At 40.7% G+C, this 18,573-nt stretch carries 17 protein-coding genes and 1 tRNA gene; 13 read left to right on the plus strand and 5 right to left on the minus strand.

Translation table 11 applies throughout. From position 1 onward, the window contains the following. Positions 1 to 121 precede the first annotated feature (121 nt). Positions 122 to 694, plus strand: coding sequence for an adenylate kinase (locus tag RYH73_RS24905; protein ID WP_335316165.1), 573 nt, complete (start codon positions 122 to 124; stop codon positions 692 to 694). Between the two features lie 14 nt (positions 695 to 708). Further along, the gene (gene obgE / locus RYH73_RS24910) at positions 709 to 1,707 is read left to right on the plus strand and encodes a GTPase ObgE (protein ID WP_335316166.1); all 999 of its coding nucleotides are present in this window, start codon (positions 709 to 711) and stop codon (positions 1,705 to 1,707) included. Positions 1,708 to 1,753: 46 nt separating this feature from the next. Here obgE and RYH73_RS24915 read toward each other — a convergent pair whose 3' ends face one another. The 4 genes from RYH73_RS24915 to RYH73_RS24930 form a co-directional block, all read right to left on the minus strand. After that, positions 1,754 to 2,446 (minus strand): hypothetical protein, encoded by a 693-nt coding sequence (locus RYH73_RS24915; RefSeq protein ID WP_335316167.1) that lies wholly within the window; start codon positions 2,444 to 2,446, stop codon positions 1,754 to 1,756. A gap of 3 nt (positions 2,447 to 2,449) precedes the next feature. Next, positions 2,450 to 3,361, minus strand: coding sequence for a hypothetical protein (locus RYH73_RS24920; RefSeq protein ID WP_335316168.1), 912 nt, complete (start codon positions 3,359 to 3,361; stop codon positions 2,450 to 2,452). A gap of 271 nt (positions 3,362 to 3,632) precedes the next feature. Continuing rightward, positions 3,633 to 4,826 (minus strand): pepsin/retropepsin-like aspartic protease family protein, encoded by a 1,194-nt coding sequence (locus RYH73_RS24925; protein WP_335316169.1) that lies wholly within the window; start codon positions 4,824 to 4,826, stop codon positions 3,633 to 3,635. A 220-nt stretch (positions 4,827 to 5,046) separates the two neighbouring features. Then, positions 5,047 to 5,616 carry a porin family protein gene (locus RYH73_RS24930; RefSeq protein WP_335316170.1) on the minus strand — a complete coding sequence of 190 codons (570 nt, stop codon included), beginning with the start codon at positions 5,614 to 5,616 and terminating at the stop codon, positions 5,047 to 5,049. Between the two features lie 105 nt (positions 5,617 to 5,721). On the opposite strand from RYH73_RS24930, the gene nhaA reads away from it, so the two are divergent. Both nhaA and RYH73_RS24940 read left to right on the plus strand, forming a co-directional pair. Next, a complete protein-coding gene (gene nhaA, locus RYH73_RS24935) occupies positions 5,722 to 6,903 on the plus strand; it encodes a Na+/H+ antiporter NhaA (RefSeq protein WP_335316171.1) in 1,182 nt (393 codons plus the stop codon). A gap of 118 nt (positions 6,904 to 7,021) precedes the next feature. Continuing rightward, positions 7,022 to 7,093 (plus strand) — tRNA-Glu (locus tag RYH73_RS24940). Here the strand turns inward: RYH73_RS24940 and RYH73_RS24945 are convergent. Beyond that, positions 7,056 to 8,618: a recombinase family protein gene (locus tag RYH73_RS24945; RefSeq protein WP_335316176.1), complete on the minus strand. Its 1,563-nt coding sequence runs from the start codon at positions 8,616 to 8,618 to the stop codon at positions 7,056 to 7,058. The two genes, RYH73_RS24940 and RYH73_RS24945, sit on opposite strands and share 38 nt — an antisense overlap. Before the next feature lie 846 nt (positions 8,619 to 9,464). Here RYH73_RS24945 and RYH73_RS24950 point away from each other — a divergent pair. The 9 genes from RYH73_RS24950 to RYH73_RS24990 all read left to right on the plus strand — a co-directional run bounded on the left by RYH73_RS24950 (position 9,465) and on the right by RYH73_RS24990 (position 18,547). Next, a complete protein-coding gene (locus tag RYH73_RS24950; protein ID WP_013663607.1) occupies positions 9,465 to 9,866 on the plus strand; it encodes an HYC_CC_PP family protein in 402 nt (133 codons plus the stop codon). Positions 9,867 to 9,967: 101 nt separating this feature from the next. Continuing rightward, positions 9,968 to 10,357: a heavy-metal-associated domain-containing protein gene (locus tag RYH73_RS24955; RefSeq protein WP_013663606.1), complete on the plus strand. Its 390-nt coding sequence runs from the start codon at positions 9,968 to 9,970 to the stop codon at positions 10,355 to 10,357. A gap of 18 nt (positions 10,358 to 10,375) precedes the next feature. After that, complete coding sequence (locus RYH73_RS24960; RefSeq protein WP_013663605.1) at positions 10,376 to 11,002, plus strand: DUF3347 domain-containing protein; 627 nt, start codon at positions 10,376 to 10,378, stop codon at positions 11,000 to 11,002. A 102-nt stretch (positions 11,003 to 11,104) separates the two neighbouring features. After that, complete coding sequence (locus RYH73_RS24965) at positions 11,105 to 12,403, plus strand: efflux RND transporter permease subunit (protein WP_013663604.1); 1,299 nt, start codon at positions 11,105 to 11,107, stop codon at positions 12,401 to 12,403. Position 12,404: 1 nt separating this feature from the next. Beyond that, a complete protein-coding gene (locus RYH73_RS24970) occupies positions 12,405 to 14,339 on the plus strand; it encodes an efflux RND transporter permease subunit (protein WP_187340875.1) in 1,935 nt (644 codons plus the stop codon). Continuing rightward, the gene (locus RYH73_RS24975; protein ID WP_013663602.1) at positions 14,326 to 15,576 is read left to right on the plus strand and encodes a TolC family protein; all 1,251 of its coding nucleotides are present in this window, start codon (positions 14,326 to 14,328) and stop codon (positions 15,574 to 15,576) included. The genes RYH73_RS24970 and RYH73_RS24975 overlap by 14 nt, the downstream gene beginning before the upstream one ends. After that, positions 15,554 to 16,780 (plus strand): efflux RND transporter periplasmic adaptor subunit, encoded by a 1,227-nt coding sequence (locus RYH73_RS24980; protein ID WP_187340874.1) that lies wholly within the window; start codon positions 15,554 to 15,556, stop codon positions 16,778 to 16,780. Before RYH73_RS24975 ends, RYH73_RS24980 begins: the two co-directional genes overlap by 23 nt. A gap of 1 nt (position 16,781) precedes the next feature. Continuing rightward, entirely contained in the window at positions 16,782 to 17,990 is a 1,209-nt protein-coding gene (locus RYH73_RS24985; protein WP_013663600.1) for an efflux RND transporter periplasmic adaptor subunit, read from the plus strand. Between the two features lie 80 nt (positions 17,991 to 18,070). Further along, positions 18,071 to 18,547 (plus strand): heme-binding domain-containing protein, encoded by a 477-nt coding sequence (locus RYH73_RS24990; RefSeq protein WP_187340873.1) that lies wholly within the window; start codon positions 18,071 to 18,073, stop codon positions 18,545 to 18,547. The last annotated feature ends 26 nt before the right edge of the window (positions 18,548 to 18,573 follow it).

Consider the following 18,573-nt stretch of genomic DNA (forward strand, 5'->3'; position numbering starts at 1 on the left):
CAAGCAGTTAAAAATCCAGAGAAAGAAGCCAGCGGTAAAGATGTCGATTGTGGTAGCCATTGGTTGTACAAGTTTAACATAATTCCGATGCAGCTCATCGGAGCAAAAAAAATTCAGAAGCATGCTAAATTTAGTTTTATTTGGCCCTCCGGGCGCTGGAAAAGGCACACAATCCCAGAAACTTATTGAAAAGTATCAACTAGTCCATTTGTCTACCGGAGACCTTTTAAGAAGTGAGATTGCTCAGGGTACTACTTTGGGATTAGAAGCTAAGAAACTTATGGATGATGGCAAGTTGGTGCCAGATGAAGTAGTGATCGGTATGATTAGCAATAAACTAGATAGTAACCCGGACGCCAAAGGTTTTATTTTTGATGGCTTTCCTCGTACGGTTGCTCAGGCAGAAGCACTTGATAATCTTTTAACATCAAAAAATGCGCAAATATCAGGTATGATCGCACTTCAAGTTGATGAAAAAGAGCTTGAGAAAAGGCTGTTGTTACGCGGAAAAGATTCCGGTCGTGCCGATGATGCAAATCCTGAGATCATCCGTAAGCGTATTGTAGAATACAATTCAAAAACAGCACCTGTTGCCAGTTATTATGAACAACAGGAAAAATTACAGAATATCAATGGGATAGGCTCCATAGATGAAATTTTTGATTCCATTTGTGCGGTTATCGATCGCTACTAAATTCAATAAAGGAAATGGCTCAAGGTTCAAATTTTGTTGATTATGTTAAAATCTGTTGTCGTTCCGGTCACGGAGGAGCTGGGTCTGCTCACCTTCATCGCGACAAACATACAGCAAAAGGAGGACCCGACGGCGGCGATGGAGGTCGAGGCGGCCATATTATATTACGAGGCAACAGTCAGCTATGGACACTCTTGCATCTTAAATATAGAAAGCATATTATCGCGGAGCCTGGCGGGTCAGGCTCCAGCGCATTACAACATGGCAAATACGGAAAAGATGAAGTATTAGAGGTTCCATTAGGCACTATTGCCAGGAATGCCGAAACAGGCGAAATCCTGTTCGATATTACGGAAGAAGGCGAGACCAAAATTCTTACACCCGGTGGTCGCGGTGGACTAGGTAATTGGCATTTTAAAACACCAACGCAACAAACACCTCGCTTTGCTCAACCAGGAGAACCCGGAAAAGAAGAATGGATCATCCTGGAATTAAAAGTATTGGCCGATGTAGGCTTAGTTGGTTTCCCGAATGCCGGTAAATCCACCTTACTCTCCGTTGTATCCGCTGCCAAACCCGAGATTGCCGATTATCCCTTCACAACGCTGGTTCCGAACCTCGGTATCGTATCTTATCGCGATAACAAATCTTTTGTGATGGCAGATATTCCGGGAATTATTGAAGGTGCGTCCGAAGGAAAAGGGCTTGGCTACCGATTCTTGCGGCATATCGAACGCAATTCGGTACTACTCTTCATGGTTCCCGCCGATACCCATCGTTCCATCGCTGAAGAATTTAATATCCTGTTGCATGAATTAACCACATACAACCCTGAATTACTGGATAAACCCCGTTTGTTAGCCATTACTAAATCGGACATGTTAGACGAAGAATTACAGCTAGAAATGGAACAGGATTTACCCGAAGCGGTCCCCTATCTATTTATTTCTTCCGTAGCACAAAAAGGACTGCAGGAATTAAAAGACTTAATCTGGAAAGCGATAAATAGCTAAATGCTTTTCTTCCTCGGATAGATTGCGACGGCATTTCTTTGAATCTTTATTCCCGTCTAAACATAGTGATCGAACCATCTAAGTTAAAGTCTATTGCAAAACGCTGTCTTGAGCCATCGATGCTTCGCGGATACCAAACAAAATTGCTGCCCCAAATAACACCATATACATGGTTTGCCGGTTTTGCCCCTTCTATGGTTTTTGCCTTCTCATCATAGTTATTTGCAATCGTCGCAACCGTTTTGAACGTTATTTTATCCAGATCAAAGAGTTTGCTTTCTATATTCGTTCTAACGGAGATCTGGACGGGTTTCGGCTCACTCCAAGCTTCATCGTCATATTCATAAGCATCAATATATTCTGGATTATCGGGATGTTGGACACTCAGCATCACCCTCCCATCGTCATAAAAATGGACATCACTATATAAGCGTATTTTCTTCCCTTTAAACCGCGGGAGGTTTTTCAATGCCTCCTCAGCTTTCCCAAGCGCCTCCGTATCATGAATAAAATCGTTCGCTACCCCCCTAGCCTTTTTTTTCTCGGAACGATCATCCGGATGTGTAAAAGAATTTGTCTCACTTTGCGTATCATCGGCGTTCTCCTGTTCTTCTGTTGCTGTAGACGAATTATTCAACGTATCTTTAATGCTTTTGGTTATACCATCGCAAGCCGTAAAAACAGTCAGCAAGACGCCAAATAAGATAAGTAATCCGTATTGTCTCATTTTAAAAATCATTGTTTAAAAGTCCAGATCCGAAGCAAAAGCGACATGTTGCGGGTCATCTTCGAGATAAAAAATAGCTATACTTTTTTCCTGCGTAATCCCTAGTTCCAACAGGCTGACAATTTTTTTCAGGCTTACTTTATGCGTCCGGCCTCTTTCATCATTATAGTCCAACTCAAAACGTACCTGAGGCTGTTCGTTAATGTAAGTACCCGTCTGCTTTGCACTTAGAATTCTGGCAGTCGCTTGCTTTCCATAAAACTTCAATTTTAACGCATCTTTAGGCAAGCCACTCAGTTTCCCCATTAAGGCCCCCAATCCAAAATAACTAAAAAGTAAGATCAAAGGACACAATAGCAAAGGATGCCAAAAAATCAAGAATCGCCATCCCATCCCGTTACTTTCATAGTTGTAAGAGAATATATAATAGGCAGCAACTGCCGTCAAGGCCAGCAGCCAGGCAACTAGTTGAAATATCAGCTGTTTTGTTTGTAAGGACACCTGCACACCATCGGGAATCATGAAGGGAATACTCTTTAACGTTTTATCAATCCGCAAAGCAATGTTTTTCCCCAATCCATATCGATTCAGTTGGGGATTGCTGTCGTTAATGGGAATGGTCTGGATAATCTTCGTTCCCGAAAAATTCTCAAGTTGTACGGAAATTTCCAAACTCTCCACACCTGTCGCGATAGGCTTTAATGTTTTTACATCAACAATCTCCGCGTTCCTGACCGTACCATCGCGAAGCAACGACTCAATATTCGATTTAGCGCGGAGTGTGAAAGCGACCCATCGCTGATAAAGTTTATACAATACAATTCCCCATAAGATCAGGGAAATTAGCAAATAGGATAAAGCTAACCATGGGTTGGTACCATCTCCCCTCATCTCTGAACCGTAATTAATACTATAATATAAGATCATAGGAAATGGGACCGCAAAGAAAAACATGTATATTTTCCAAAAGAAACTCATTGCATTCAATTTTTCAAAGCCAACAGAATCGTGCATAGACCAAATAAGCACCGTCGTTTCAAAAGCATCGTGTACAATAATAACGAAAGATTATTAAATTGCCCTATCTGAACAGATAAACCCCTGATTTCAGCTAGCAAATCAATACCCAGTTCGGTATAGAGAAAAAATAAAGATGAAAGTAAAACGTTTTTTTGTAAAAGTAAATAACATTAGTTGGCTAAAAAACCTGCTTTATGCTTTTTATTTTGAACTTGAAAATCATCAGCTCCTCTTTTCGTCGCACCAAAAGCATCACTTCTCTTTTGGGTCTTTGTAATGCTTTTTTGTATTGCGAAAAGCTCATACTAAAATCACCGTTGACAGCCAATAGCAGATCACCTGTTTTCAGACCCGCTAATGCAGCCGGCGAGCCCTTCGCTACACCTCCGATCTCGATAGCACCATCAACCAATTGTAAGTCGAGACCTGAATACGCGTAATCAAATCGATCACGAAAGCTATTGTTCGGTAGGAGATGAATGTCTCCCCGTTGGTAGTTATAGATCATATTAAAACGTCGGAAAATATCATTCCCGATTAAGCCGCCCAGGTAAGGATAAGAAGTCACGTCGTAAACATCATCAAAAATCAGTGTCGGCACATGCTTAAACTTATAGGGGCCAAAACGAAGTTCTTTAATAACCGTTAAATCCATCTGTATTTTGCCCCCTAAACCATGTCCTTCCTTCGGCCAAAGCCTTCGGTTCCATGCCAGCAATGTACTGTCTTCTACAAATTCCCGCGAAAGCATTACACATACACCGGCGCCGATGTCATGTAGAAAACGGGCATTCACCTGGTGCTTATCTTTCATCAGTGCGCGCTGAACCACCAGACTCTTAATATTCGGTTTTAATAAAAAACCGCCCTTTGGATAACGGATGGTACCTTGTGAACAGATCTGCATCAAGCTGTCATCATAGTTTACTTTCACTATGTACCGACTAAATAGTGAGTAGCCAATGATACCATCCACCTTTATTCCGTAGACACTTGAAAGAAAAGAATAGTCATTAATATGAAAATTCAAACTGTCTATTGTATATAATGGAAATTGAAGCCGTTGATTATACAGATAACTGACCTGTTTGATCCCTGCAACGCCACGAATACGGGTTGCACTCGGTGTCGGCTTTAATCCAAGCGACACAACGGTCGTGGAATCCAGTGAAATACCGCCACTCCCGGTATCCAAAATAAAGTTTAATGTATCCGGAAAATCATTTAATAAAGCCGGCACCACCACCACTCCACCCATTAAGGTTTTAAAGCGCACCTCGCTCAATACATGTGAAGGAGAAGGGACAATCTCTTCTTGTGCGACACTATGTATATAGCCTGCCATTAACAGGACAAAAAGAATGATGCGCATATTCCGTTATAATTGGTTACTGAAATATAAAAATACTAAATATTTTAAAAAGTAACAGGCCAATAATCGGGGAGATTAGAGGCCTGTTAACCAATTATAAACCTAAATTATGAAAGCACAAAGTTAACACTTTTTTTCATAAACACAAAATTTTCTAAGCTGTTGCTACTTTTTAAAAAACAACAAAAAGATAAGTGTCTATAAAACAATTAATTGTTTTTCATAAAATCTTAAAACCAACGGCTAGGGAATAGATACCAGCTTGTTGACCAAGTCGCTTGTCCAAATCTGTAAAGCTTCTACTATACCGCGCGTCTAAAGTAATATTTCCCAAATCTACCCCTACATTAAAAACGCCCCCTACCGCAAACTTCTTAAAATCATGCCCTTTAAACACATCCGGCTCATTCAAATTATAGCTAAAGTCAGGTCCTATGGATACCCTCAGCGCAAGCGCATCTTGATCAAGCAGTTTATAGCCCACCATCAGGGGTACATTTAATTGACTTAGCGTTGGATCGTATTGCTGACCATTATAACTGAATTCGCTTGAAAAATGTACAAAATTAAGCTCAGGCTGAAAAAACACCGTTTGCCCCATGCGGGCAAAGGCACCGGCAGTAAACCCTACCTTTCCTTTCTTGTCACTTAAGCCTTTTGTGTCCGAATAAAGATTGGTATAATTGGCCCCAGCTTTTAAACCAATGGTCCAATCTCCCATTTGTGCCTTTGCTGTAGAGGCACCTGTTAGGACAACCGCGATAATCGCCAAAAATTTAAACAGTTTCATAGTCATCTTATATTTTAAGCTATGACAGCCTTATTTCATTCTACCCCTACAGTTTTTGTTTATCTTTTCCGACGAATACACGTGCTTTTTGTTATTTTCGCAACTATGGCTAAACTAATTAACATCAAATCTTTTCAGGAATTTCTAAAATCCGGCACTGCCGGTGGTGTCATCCTGATTCTTTGTGTTGTTCTTTCTCTTCTTATTGCCAATACAGGTTTCGGTGATGCTTTTAACAGTTTCTTAGCGATAGAAATAGGTTATCATTCCGAAGCGCTTCATTTGGAATACCCTATTATCATTTGGATCAATGATGGATTAATGGCCATTTTCTTTCTCTTAGTGGGCCTGGAGATTAAGCGAGAATTGGTAGAGGGCGAGCTCGCCTCCATAAAAAAGGCTACCTTACCGGTCATCGCAGCACTTGGTGGTGTAATCGTTCCGGCAATTATTTATACATCTTTCAATAAAAACACAGAATTTGCAGGCGGTTGGGGAATCCCGATGGCAACAGACATCGCTTTTGCCTTGGCGATCATCACACTGTTAGGTAACAAAGTTCCTTCTTCGTTAAAAATATTTCTGGCAGCCTTGGCCATTGTGGATGATCTGATGGCGATACTCGTTATTGCTATCTTTTATTCTACTTCCCTGCAATATGAATATTTATTATACGCCGGTTTATTGTTCGTTTTACTATTGGTATTTAACAAACTTGGTGTTAAAAAGATCATCTTCTATCTTATCCCAGGTGTATTTATCTGGTATTTTATTCACCATTCGGGCATTCATGCAACGATTGCAGGTGTTCTAACCGCTTTTACCCTACCCACCACACCGGACGCCACGGAGTCTCCTTTAGAGAAGTTAGAACATCTGTTAGTAAAGCCGGTGAACTTCCTCATCATGCCCATCTTCGCCTTGGCCAACACCAATATCAAATATGAGGAAGGTATGCTGGAAGGTTTATTTACACCACTTGGACTTGGGATCGCGCTTGGTCTATTACTTGGAAAACCGATAGGAATCACCTTCTTTTCTTGGCTGGCCGTTAAATTAAAGATCAGCAATAGACCGCACGGAGCCTCCTGGAAGCATATCCTAGGGGTTGGTATGTTGGGTGGAATTGGCTTTACGATGTCTATTTTTATTGCCATCTTATCGTTTGCCAATGCTACGCATATACTAGCCGAAGCCAAATTTTCTATTTTAACCGGATCTGTATTGTCCGGTGTCGCAGGAAGCGTCCTCTTATTATTGACCGACAAGAAAAAAAAGGTTCAATAATTTTTTACACTGATTATCAGTCGCTAACAAAATATTTGAAATTTGTCTTTTGAAATATAAAATCCTTATCTATCTTTGCAGACCGAAAAACGGATATATATATCCGTTAAATTAAAATGGCCCGTTCGTCTAGGGGTTAGGACGCAAGATTTTCATTCTTGAAACAGGGGTTCGATTCCCCTACGGGCTACCTCAGGGGAAAGATTCAAATTAAACGAATCTTTCCCCTTTTTTATTGATTCTAACTCGCTGTTAATTAGCAAGATAAGCGATAATGCTTCATTAAGTCGAGCGGTTCGATGTCTTGTACCGTCAAAACACAGATTTTCCGGGTACATCGAACCAATGATTCTACGCTTCCCTTCAATATCTGCCCCCATATAGTGTTTATCGATATTTGAATACGTTTCTACTACTTTGTCCAATAAGGTTTCTATCGTTTTTATATTCTGGGACTTGATTGGGAGATCGGCCAATAGTGCTTCCTGTTTTTTCAGTTCTTCATTACACTCCATTTTAATAATCTTAAAATCATTACCATCTATTTCATCCTTCATTAATTTTTTCCTAGCATTAGACAAAATGGCCTCCTGCTCTTCAATTTTTTTAAACAACGCGGCCCGTTCATCTAGTTCCTCGCGATTAGATGAACGATATTCGTCCAAGACGACCATTTTGAAAAGCTCGCCCGTTTCAGGCATGAGTTTAAACTTTAACAGTTCCCTTTCAAAATAACCGTTCACTTCCTCTGCCTTAAATCTACAGCCACAAGCCGAGGACGAACAGTGATAATAGTAATAGTGCCGATGACGTCCTTTTGACGCACTTCCGGTTAACATTCTGCTACAATTGGGACATTGAAGAAATCCTCTTAACGGTAACATGTCTTTAGAAACCACTTTCGTTGCGATAGGTCTTTTGTTCCCATTCAATATATCCTGTACCTTGTAGAAAAGAACTTCAGAAATAATCGGCTGATGTTGGCCTTTTACAAATTCCATCTCTTCATTCTTGTGAGGAGGGACAATGATTATTCCGCAATATACAGGATTACGGATAATCTTCCAGAAGTTATTTCTTTCACATTTTAGCCCTTTTTCGTTGGCCATTTTACGTATCTGCTCAGCGGCATAAACACCTTTGGCCAACTCTTCAAAAACCCACTTCATAATTTCTGCTTCCGGTTGTTTCGGCATGATATATTTCTTCCCATCGGGGGTAACTCTGTTTATATAACCTATAGTCGCCGTTCCCATCCACCGCCCTTCCCGTCTTGCCTTTCTCATTCCGTAAAAAACATTTAGTGCCCTCCTGTCATTCTCAACTTCCGGAACTGCCAAATAAATGGCAAGCATCATTTTGTTCTCTGGAATAGACATATCCACAGGTTGTTCAATCGAGTTAACAGTGACATTTAATGATCTCAACACGCCGATCATTTCATAGGCGGCTTCTATACTACGGCTGAATCTATCCCATTTGACGCAAAGTATCTGAACGGCCATCTTACGTTTTTTCTTTAGCTTTATCATCAACTTTTTCCATTCTGGGCGGTTAAATGTCTTGGCTGAATGATCTTCACGGACAATACCTAAAACTTCTATACCGTTCAAAGTACAATATTGTAGGAGTCTGTCCTCCTGCTCTCTTAAAGAATAACCCCGTCTTGCCTGTTCATCTGTACTTACTCGGATATAAAGGTATGTTGGTATCATGGTATTTTTTTACAATAAACGAATATGCTAATCTTTCCTAAAGTATTGATTAACTGTTAATTTAGCTAAAATATACAAGAAATCCAAAATTATTTTTGCTTGCTTTTCGTTTACTTCTATGCCTCTTTTATTCAAAATTTTCGTAGCCTGTTCGGGAGTGATATGTCGTTTTTCTATAAGCCGTTTTGCCATATTCTTATTGTCTACTATAGACAATATTGTAGATTTTAATAAAAAGAATTTGCCAACTAATTGGGAAGTGGTCAAAAAATATAAAAACCAAACGACGCCTGTCGTTCAAATTATGAAGAAAAATTTTAGCTAGCTTAAAAAGCTGAAATTGTCGCGACAGTGTGAGTGTAATACTTGGCGTAAAGGTTCTCTAGAATGACTGACACAATCCTGCGGTTTTAAAACGTTTAGCCATTATATTCCCCATGCCCTGCTGCAAAACTGCGCAGAGCTATTTACCATGACGCCCCTTATGCAAACAGGTCTTAAATAGCTAATGATATCTGAAAAAACAGAAATACCTCAATGGTTCCCGTCGTGTGCACGAACACGTGTCTTGATGAAAAAGCTGACGAATGAGCGATTGAAAAGCAGAATCCTGAATTAAAGTCCTATAATCTTCGGCGATTCTAACGACGATCATTTCAGCATTAAATCGCTTGTTGCAATTATCAAGAAGGATAACTCATTTTATGGAATGGCCAATCTCTATTTTTCGGAATCAAGGAAGCAACAAATGAGATAAAGCGAGCCCTTCGACACTACAAAATTATGTAAAATAAGAACGGAATTATGTAATTTTTTATCTAAACTTTTTATTTACTTTGCAATGCAGTGAAGAAGATATTACTTATCATATTGACCTTTTTCTATCTCGGTACATCTACCGGATTTACCATGCATCTGCATTACTGCATGGAAAAACTGGTAGACACCTCCTTATGGCACGGCCAAGACGATGCCTGTGAAGTGTGCGGTATGACTAAGAAATCGAAGAAGAAAAATGACTGTTGCAAGGATGAGCATAAACAGGTAAAACTGGATAAAGTTCATAAAAGTTCGGAGAATACCTTTTTAGAATTCCAAAAAATTAGTTTCCTATTACCGAAAATTCCAAATGATATTTCGGACTATCTGATTATTCCATCGGTAACGGAAGAGAATCCGGTAAGCAATTCGCCTCCCGCGGCGATCAAAACACCATTATACCTCAAAAACCAAGTTTTCCGAATTTAATACTATTTCCACTTCTTTTTTTTTCGATCTCATCTGAGATTCGAATAGGATGGCATTTCTATATGCCTGCAATAATCTTTAAACATTTAATTCTTTTTATCATGAAATCTATCAGATTAATGCTAGTAGCTATTATGGCTATCATTGGGACCACTGTATATGGTCAGGAAAAAAACACATCTTTTAAAGTTTATGGCAATTGTGAAATGTGCAAAAAGCGCATTGAAAAGGCCGCCAATATTGAAGGTGTAAAAAGCGCAAACTGGAATGTCGAAACAAAAATGATGACGTTGGCATTCAATACGGACAAAGTATCCGAAAAAGATGTGCAGAAGCAAATCGCCAAGGCTGGGCACGATACACAAGATCTCTCTGCATCGGATGCTGCCTATGACAAGCTACCGGGGTGTTGTCAATACGATCGCAAAGGTGCATCTCAGGGTGAGCATGAAGGGCATCAACAGGAAAAATCACAACAACATAATCATTAAACAATAAAATTAATTGAAATGAAAAATCTAATTTTTGGTGTGATGGCCGTCACAGCCTTCACTTTCGCTGCGTGTAATTCAAATTCAGAAAAGAAAATCGATGATCATCAAAATATGGAGACCATGGAAAATGTAGAACATCAAACGGCCGATGGAAACACAAACATTACGGAGATCAAGGCCAGCTTTACGGATGTGGATCCAAAAGTGGCCTCATCCATAAAACAGATCGTCGATCATTATATCCATGTAAAAACTGCGTTATCCAATGATGATGATAAAGAAGCCGCAAGTGGCGGTGAAGCAATGGTCGCAGCCATGAACCAGTTAGATAAATCTGTCTTAACTGCCGAACAAGCAGCACTGTATAACCAGAATGAAGCCGATCTGAAAGAGCATGCGGAACATATTGGTGAAAATGTGGGCAATATTAAACATCAACGAGAACATTTCATCATGATGAGCGAGGACGTATATGCGCTGGTCAAAGGCTTCGGAGCCGGACGAACATTGTATAATGCACATTGCCCTATGGCAAAAGATAATGAAGGCGCTATGTGGCTCTCGGAAGCGAATGAAATAAAAAATCCATATTTCGGAAGTAAAATGCTTAAGTGCGGGTCTGTTAAGGAAGTTATTAATTAGTTTTATTTCGCCCGTGACGTAGTCACGGGCTACTTTTCAGGCTGCTCCGTTACTACAAATTAAACCATCAATCAGTTTTTACAGCAAAATTACTTTATCGATATGGTACATAAAGTTATCGAGTGGTCGTTACGTAACCGTTTTATCGTACTGATGTTAAGCCTGGGCATATTTGTCTGGGGAGTAATATCGGTAAAAAAGAATCCCATCGATGCCATTCCAGATCTGTCTGAAAACCAGGTGATCGTATTTACCGAATGGATGGGAAGGGCACCGCAATTGATCGAGGACCAGATCACTTATCCCTTGGTTACAAACCTACAGGGATTACCCCGCATAAAATACGTTCGAGGAAGCTCAATGTTCGGTATGAGCTTTATTTATGTCATTTTTGACGACGATGTCGATATCTACTGGGCACGTGAACGTGTATTGGAACGGCTAAGTACTGTTTCCAGTACCTTGCCGACAGGTGCAACCCCACAGCTCGGTCCGGATGGAACGGGTGTGGGACATATTTTATGGTATACCTTAGATGCACCCAAACTAGATCTTGGAGAACAGCGAGCTGTGCAGGACTGGTACATTAAGTTTGCTTTGCAAAATGTTCAAGGAGTAAGTGAAATAGCTTCTTTCGGTGGTTTTCAAAAGCAATACCAAGTTACCGTTGATCCAAACAGACTTCTCTATTATAAATTATCTATACCTGATGTTATCAATGCCGTGCGAACGAACAATAACGAAAGCGGAGGGCGAAAATTCGAAATGAGTGATATTGGTTATATTATTAAAACAAGCGGTTATCTACAATCTATAGAAGAAATCGAAAATATACCGGTTGCCAACCAAAACGGAAATCCTATCAAAATATCGGACATAGGCACCGTCCAGATGACAGGTGAGGCACGGTTGGGCATTTTCGATCAAGATGGGGAGGGCGAGCGTGTAGGTGGAATTGTTGTTATGCGTTACGGCGAGAATGCCGCTGAAGTGATCGATCGCATCAAGCTGAAAATGAAGGAAGTTGCAAAAGGACTCCCTGAAGGGGTCAAGTTTGACATTGTGTATGACCGTGGAGAATTGATAAAGGAGTCGGTCGAATCAATAAAACGTACCTTGATAGAGGAGATGATCGTTGTTTCCATTGTGGTTATCATCTTCCTTTTCCATTGGAGAAGTGCTCTCAGTATCATTATCCAGATACCCATCACATTGGCCGTCAGTTTTATATTACTTAACGCGTTTGGAATTTCATCGAATATCATGTCATTGACCGGTATCGCGCTCGCTATAGGTGTCATCGTAGATAATGGTATTATCATGAGCGAAAATGCGTATAAACATCTGTCAGAGCGATACGAGCAGTGGGAATCATCCAATAAAAAGTCCAGCGAAATATAATATGAAAAAATTTAAAAATATATTCAAAAGATCGCCTCAATGGATTTCTGATGAAGAAAGAATAAAGGTAATTGAAAAAAGCAGCAAACAGGTAAGCCGGGGCGTCTTTTTTGCAACCGTTATCATTATAACCTCATTTTTGCCGGTTTTTATGTTGACTGGACAGGAAGGAAAACTGTTTCATCCATTAGCTTATACCAAAACCTTCATCATGATTGTTGATGCATTTTTGGTTATTACTCTGGCCCCTGTGTTGATATCCTTTTTTATGAAAGGGAAGTTCAAGCCAGATGACGCAAACCCTGTCAACCGTTTTCTCAGCAGAATCTATGAGCCGATTATCCGGAAAGTATTAAAATGGCGGAAAACAACTATAGCCATTAATGTAATCGCTCTTTTAATAACTATTCCATTACTTAAAAACTTAGGTACCGAGTTTATGCCTCCTTTGGATGAACAAAGCATCCTCTTCATGCCGGTTACGCTTCCAGATATAAGCAACAGTGAAGCGAAACGCATTTTACAGGTCCAGGACAAAATCATTAAAAGTGTTCCGGAAGTAGAAAAGGTGCTGGGAAAGGCGGGGAGGGCAAGTACCTCAACGGATAACTCGCCTATCAGTATGATCGAGACGATTATTATGCTCAAACCTAAAGGTCAATGGAGAGAAGGCATAACGAAGCAGGATATCATCGACGAATTGGATAAGAAGCTTCAGATTCCGGGGGTGGTGAATGGCTGGACACAACCCATTATCAATCGGATTAATATGTTGGCAACGGGGATCCGCACCGATGTGGGGATTAAAGTTTATGGACAGCAATTGGACAGCATAGCATCGGTATCTGAACGTGTCAAAAACGCTCTGGAAGGGATTCCGGGTGTACAGGATCTATACGTGGAGCCTATTACAGGTGGAAAATACTTAAATATAGATATTGACCGATCAGCACTATCCCGTTATGGTTTAACCGTCGATGATGTGAATCAAACCGTTGAATCGGCCTTAGGAGGTGCACCCATAGGACAGACCATCGAAGGCCGTCGGAGATTTAGCATAAACGTGAGGCTAAGTCAGGATTATAGAAACAGCATCACAAAAATCGAAAGAATTCCTCTTAAGAGCCAGTCATTCGGTGAAGTTCCGTTGAGCTCTGTTGCCAACGTCAAGTTTGAAGCAGGTCCTCCTATGATCACGTCCGATAATGCGCTACTGCGAGGTGCTGTCATGTTCAATGTTCGTGACAGGGATTTGGGAAGTACGGTTAAAGAAGCTATTGACAGGATCAACGGCAGCAAGGGGTTAATGCCGGACGGTTATTTCCTGGAATGGAGCGGACAGTACGAAAATTTGATCAGAGGGCAGCAAACATTGTTATGGATTGCACCCATCGTGTTCGTGATTATATTTTTCGCCTTATATTTTGCCTTTCATTCTCTGCGGGAAGCGTTTTTAAGCCTTGTGACGATACCGTTCGCGCTGATAGGTGGCGCTTATATGATTTACTTCTGGGGAGTCAATCTGTCCGTAGCCGTGGCAGTAGGATTTATAGCACTGTTCGGAATTGCAGTAGAAACAGGTATTGTCATGGTCATTTATCTTAACGATGCCATGCAACAATTGGTCAAACTGAAAGGAAACAGTAGCGATACCATAACCAAAGAAGATTTAAGGGAATATGTAATACATGGTGCCGCAAAACGCCTCAGACCAAAATTGATGACGGTAAGTGTCGCTTTGTTCGGTTTAGTGCCGGTACTATGGGCAAATGGTGTAGGGATCGATGTCATGCAACCTATTGTACTTCCTATGATTGGAGGTGTTCTAACATCTTCTACGCACATCCTATTAGTCACTCCGTTGATATTTCTGATGACAAAAGAATATGAATTACGTAAATACGGAAAATTAGAAATATACGATGCAAACCATTAAGAAATTACTATTTATCCTCGTTTTATATCCTGTTTTCACTTACGGGCAAGACACATCTGTGTTACGGTTAGATACTATACTAAAACGCATTGATGAGCAAAATGAGCAACTGAAATCTTATTCGTTGAAAGCGGAAGGATTTCAGTATAGCGCAAAAGCGGCCACTTCATGGATGGCTCCAATGGTTGGTGTAGGAACGTTTATGACACCATATCCGGGACAAGAAATTATGTCGGATAGCGATAAAGGATCGCTTATGCTTCAATTTGAACAGGATATTCCAAATCCATCAAAACTAAGGGGAAAACGGGATTTTATTGCCTCACAGGGGAAGTCGGAACTTGAATCAAGAAAGGTCAAGCTCAATGAACTGAAAGCACAAGCCAAAATGCTTTACTATAGCTGGTTAGTTGCCGAAAAGCGCATCCATATACTCCGAGAAAATGTGGTTCTGATGAAAACCATGAAGGAAATAGAAGGGATTCGCTATGAATATAACAGATCTTCCCTAGGTAGCGTATTTAAAGCAGATGCGCGCATAGAGGACACTGAGAACATGATCCGCATGCAAGAAGGGGAAATTGCCAAAGCACGTGCATGGCTCAATAGCTTAATGAACCAGCCGGGAAATACCTTGTTCGCAGTTGACACAACTTTTTCTCCGGAATTTACACCTCAAGCAAGTTTGGACACTTCAATTCTGGCTACAAGAAGAAAAGATATTACAAAGATGGATGCGGATATAGGGAGTATGCAACTTAACATACAATCCATGAAAAAGGAGTCAAAACCGGATTTTAAAATCCGCTTTGACCATATGTCCCCGTTGGGAAAAATGATGCCGAACGCTTATAGTATAATGGGAATGGTAAGTATACCAATAGCTCCCTGGAGCAGTAAAATGTACAAGAACGAAGTAAAAGCGATGGAACTGAACGTACAGGCAATGCAAAAAGAAAGAACCGGCATGTTGGTGGAGAGTCAAGGTATGCTATATGGAATGCAGTACGAAATACTAAATATGCAGAAACAGATCAGCGCTATTGAGGAAAAAGTAATTCCGTCGCTGAACCGCGCACTTGACGCAAATTTTCAAGCCTACCAAGAAAATAAACAGGAGCTCACCGTGGTAATCAATGACTGGGAAGCGGTAACCATGATGAGAAATTCGTTATTGGATGAAAAGCTTAAACTATACAAAATGATTGTAGATTATGAGAAAGAACTTTATAAATAAGCGTATAGTGCTTTTTTGCTTGACGGCTCTGATCATTGGTTGTCGGCAGGGAAAACCCGATCAGGTTCCGAGTAAGGGACACGAACAGCACGGAGAGTCTCCAGTAGATACTAGTCTTCAATCGTTATTGAAACCGGTAAATGAACAGATTAAAGCCAGTATATCGACTACTAAGGCCGATAGCGGTATACAGGTTTTGATGGTTGAAGTTCCCGGCAAAGTGACGCTTGATACCAGAAATAATACATCGATCAGCGCCCGTGTTGGAGGAAGAATTGAAAAACTGTATATAAAATATAACTATCAGCCTGTCAGGCGTGGCCAACTGATCATGCAAATATACTCCCCTGAACTGGTTTCAGCACAGCGGGAATTATTACTGCTGAAGGGAAATAAAGTGACCAACGAGCAGTTATACAACAAGGCAACCAACAAGCTTCGTTTTCTCGGTTTAACGCAGCAGCAGATTAATAGCATATTACAGAAAGGTCAACCGGACTATCGGGTATCCATCTATAGTCCAGCGGATGGCTACATCTTGGAAAAAGGCACATCCCCAGCTCCGGTTACAGCGGTAGCTCCGGCTCCTAGCACAGATGGCGGTATGGGGGGGATGTCGGGAGGGAATTCCATGTCTCCAGGCAGCGCAACGAGCACTCCAACCACTGTAACTACTACCCCACTGATACTACGGGAAGGGCAGTATGTCAGCGTGGGCCAGGGATTGTTCAATATTTATACCAACAGGGATCTGATTGCAGAGTTTTCCATCGCTCCTCAACTGGCTTCCATGGTCAAATTAAATGCAAGAATACTCTACAATAGCACAGCAAACCCGGACAAAAGTTATTTGGATAAGATTGAGCTGCTCGAACCGACCTACAGGGCAGGGGAAAATTTCACGCTGGCGAGGGTTTATGGGGCAACCACGAATCTCCGGGTTGGTGAGTTACTACGTGGAAAAATCCCAACAACGATCGCTAGCGGTTGGTGGCTTCCGAAGCAGGCTGTATTAAAACTGGGCGGTCGGTCCATTGTGTTTAAAAAGCAGGGGAGCGTTTTTGTGCCTACGGAAGTTAAAAGCGGTGTTACTGTAGATGGACAAGTTCAAGTATTGGATAACATCAGTCACTGGTCCGTCGCGGAAAACGCTTATTATCTCGTAGATAGTGAAAGTTTCATCATCACCCAAAAAGATAGTTAATATGAAAAGAGAAACTTTTTTGAAGTCAGTACTATTCACGGTTGTCTCGCCGTCCATTATAATTGCTGCATGCACGAAAAAAAAGAAAGATCTGGAAGGGAACGTTTCAGTTAAAACTTATACCTGCCCAATGCATCCGCAGATCGTTCAGAATAAACCGGGGACCTGTCCCATCTGTGGTATGGATCTTGTCCCCTTCGATAAAAACAATAAAGACAAAGGTCTGACTCTCAGTAAGGATCAGCAGGCATTGGCTAACATCACAACAGTTATAATCGGAACCGAAGGATTTGAAGACAATAGTTATTTAAATGGAAAACTTGTTGTCAATCCGGAACAGACGACGTTTATTAGCAGCAGGGTTGCGGGGAGGATCGAAGAACTATATGTAAAAGAGACAGGCGTATCAGTCGGAAAAGGGCAGGCAATTTATAAAATTTACTCAGAAGAATTGTTGACCTTGCAAGAAGAATACCTGATGGCGCTTGCACAATCCGCGCAGTTCAATAACGACAGGAGATTTCAGGATATTCATAAAGCTTCCAAACAGAAACTGATTCTATATGGCCAATCCGATACGCAAATCAAACACCTGGCAGATACAAAAAGAACAAATCCTTACATTACGTATTATGCGCCGCAAAGCGGCAAAGTTTCGGAGATTTCTGTTACCGAAGGCCAGTATGTATCGGAAGGTTCTACTTTGCTACAATTAGAAAACTATAATAATCTGTGGGTCGAGGCAGATGTGTATCCTTCTGAAATTGGTGAAATAAAGGAAGGGCAAAAACTAAAGGTAATTGTTGCCGGCTGGGAGAATGACCCGCAGGATATGACCCTTCAATTTATAACACCGAACCTCGCAAGCAGCGAGCAAATTTTGCAGATTCGCGGAAGCATCACCAATCCTGATAATCGTTGGCAACCCGGGATGCAAGCTAATATCATTCTCTCCAAAAAATCGTCGTCAGAATATTTGTCAATTCCTATAAATGCCGTTATTAATGATGGCAATACCCGACATGTATGGGTTGCCATAGATGAAGAACGCTTTGAACCAAGAAAAGTAACCACTGGATTGGAATCCTTCGATAAAGTTGAAATTAGATCGGGTTTAAAAGCAGGCAATAAATTGGTGGTTACCGGTGCTTATTTACTTTATAGCGAGTATATACTGAAAAAGGGAAAACATCCTTTACAGGAAGCTTAGCCTCTTTATTATGTTATTATAATAAATGAGAAAAAAATGGCTAAAACAGCGAAATTATTTAACTTTAAGTAAATATTCTTATGAACAAATTAAGCAAATCGGTAGTTGTCATTGGAATTTTTGTATTGTTAGCTGTAGTGATTATACAATTTATTCCGAAACAGGAAAAGAACAATGGAGCGGCAGGAGTAAATGCCATTAATCATATATACAACGTTCCGCAAAGGGTAAATGCCGTGTTAAAAAAGGCATGCCTTGACTGTCATAGTAATCGTACAGCATATCCTTGGTACAGTAGTGTACAGCCTTTTGCGAAGTTGATGGAAAACCATATTATCCATGGAAAAAAGGAACTTAATTTGGATGAATTCGGATCATATCCAATAAAGAAGCAATACAATAAGCTTCGATCTATCGAAAGTCAATTGAAGGATGGAGCTATGCCGCTAAAGTCATATACACTGATTCATAGGGATGCAAGATTAACGAAGGAGGAAGTTGATCTTCTGATCAATTGGTCTAAGGGACTACGAAACAAGATCGATGCTAAATTGTAAAGTATAAACCGAATAAACTAACAATT

This window comes from Olivibacter sp. CPCC 100613, from assembly GCF_036959255.1.
Taxonomy (GTDB): Bacteria; Bacteroidota; Bacteroidia; order Sphingobacteriales; family Sphingobacteriaceae; genus Olivibacter.

What these genes read in the sequence shown, in the direction of transcription:
- RYH73_RS24990 (WP_187340873.1), top strand. Translation starts at nt 18,071, where the DNA reads ATGAACAAATTAAGCAAATCGGTAGTTGTCATTGGAATTTTTGTATTG.
- RYH73_RS24905 (WP_335316165.1), top strand. Translation starts at nt 122, where the DNA reads ATGCTAAATTTAGTTTTATTTGGCCCTCCGGGCGCTGGAAAAGGCACA.
- RYH73_RS24945 (WP_335316176.1), bottom strand. Translation starts at nt 8,618, where the DNA reads ATGATACCAACATACCTTTATATCCGAGTAAGTACAGATGAACAGGCA.
- RYH73_RS24960 (WP_013663605.1), top strand. Translation starts at nt 10,376, where the DNA reads ATGAAAAATCTAATTTTTGGTGTGATGGCCGTCACAGCCTTCACTTTC.
- RYH73_RS24955 (WP_013663606.1), top strand. Translation starts at nt 9,968, where the DNA reads ATGAAATCTATCAGATTAATGCTAGTAGCTATTATGGCTATCATTGGG.
- RYH73_RS24985 (WP_013663600.1), top strand. Translation starts at nt 16,782, where the DNA reads ATGAAAAGAGAAACTTTTTTGAAGTCAGTACTATTCACGGTTGTCTCG.
- RYH73_RS24915 (WP_335316167.1), bottom strand. Translation starts at nt 2,446, where the DNA reads ATGATTTTTAAAATGAGACAATACGGATTACTTATCTTATTTGGCGTC.
- obgE (WP_335316166.1), top strand. Translation starts at nt 709, where the DNA reads ATGGCTCAAGGTTCAAATTTTGTTGATTATGTTAAAATCTGTTGTCGT.
- RYH73_RS24980 (WP_187340874.1), top strand. Translation starts at nt 15,554, where the DNA reads ATGAGAAAGAACTTTATAAATAAGCGTATAGTGCTTTTTTGCTTGACG.
- RYH73_RS24920 (WP_335316168.1), bottom strand. Translation starts at nt 3,361, where the DNA reads ATGATCTTATATTATAGTATTAATTACGGTTCAGAGATGAGGGGAGAT.
- RYH73_RS24930 (WP_335316170.1), bottom strand. Translation starts at nt 5,616, where the DNA reads ATGAAACTGTTTAAATTTTTGGCGATTATCGCGGTTGTCCTAACAGGT.
- RYH73_RS24965 (WP_013663604.1), top strand. Translation starts at nt 11,105, where the DNA reads ATGGTACATAAAGTTATCGAGTGGTCGTTACGTAACCGTTTTATCGTA.
- RYH73_RS24925 (WP_335316169.1), bottom strand. Translation starts at nt 4,826, where the DNA reads ATGCGCATCATTCTTTTTGTCCTGTTAATGGCAGGCTATATACATAGT.
- nhaA (WP_335316171.1), top strand. Translation starts at nt 5,722, where the DNA reads ATGGCTAAACTAATTAACATCAAATCTTTTCAGGAATTTCTAAAATCC.
- RYH73_RS24975 (WP_013663602.1), top strand. Translation starts at nt 14,326, where the DNA reads ATGCAAACCATTAAGAAATTACTATTTATCCTCGTTTTATATCCTGTT.
- RYH73_RS24970 (WP_187340875.1), top strand. Translation starts at nt 12,405, where the DNA reads ATGAAAAAATTTAAAAATATATTCAAAAGATCGCCTCAATGGATTTCT.